Below are 541 nucleotides of genomic sequence, written 5' to 3'. Positions count from 1 at the left end.
CGCAGCCACGGGTGGTGAAGCTGCCCGCTTCCTGCGCGCGATGATGGACGACCTGGCACTGGCCAGCTGATCGGCCACCTGACCGGTGGGTGCCAACCGTTGGTTGGCACATGACTTGGAGAGAACGCCGGGCATTGCCCGGCGTTTTTTTTCCGGCATCCACGCATGGCGTGGATCTACTGCAAACGTAGCCGAGCGTGGGCTCGGCTCTACAGTTCAATCGCACTTCACCGCATACACCGGCCCAGCCCCGATCAGCATCAGCGCCATGTAGTCGCTGTCGCTGGCCTTGCCCTTCAGTGTCGCGCCCTTGTTGAAGTGGAAGATGCCGAAGCCGCCGGACATGCGGATCAGGGCACTGTCGATCTGGTCGGCGTCGTCGCGAAAGTAGCGGCTGATCTCGCTGGACGTGGCCTTGTGCAGGGCGTTCGGTTCGCGATGCCACTGCTCGCCACGGCTGAAGGAAACGAAGTACTGGCCGCCTTCCTTGTCGATGCGGAAGTCGGCGGGCTTGCGCGCGCCGGTGGCGAAGCAGCCTTGT

General features: G+C 63.6%; 1 protein-coding gene. It reads right to left on the bottom strand.

What is annotated here, in order from left to right; translation table 11 throughout:
- Positions 1-216: 216 nt before the first annotated feature.
- Positions 217-541, bottom strand: a 325-nt coding sequence (locus D7V97_RS43575; RefSeq protein WP_120616313.1) for a hypothetical protein, incomplete at its 5' end; no start/stop codon positions are given.

Origin of the sequence: Corallococcus sp. CA053C (assembly GCF_003611675.1) — a bacterium.
Classification (GTDB): Bacteria; Myxococcota; Myxococcia; order Myxococcales; family Myxococcaceae; genus Corallococcus.
The sequence above is the reverse complement of the archived record's forward strand: the minus strand, read 5'-3'. Positions and strand labels throughout refer to the sequence as shown.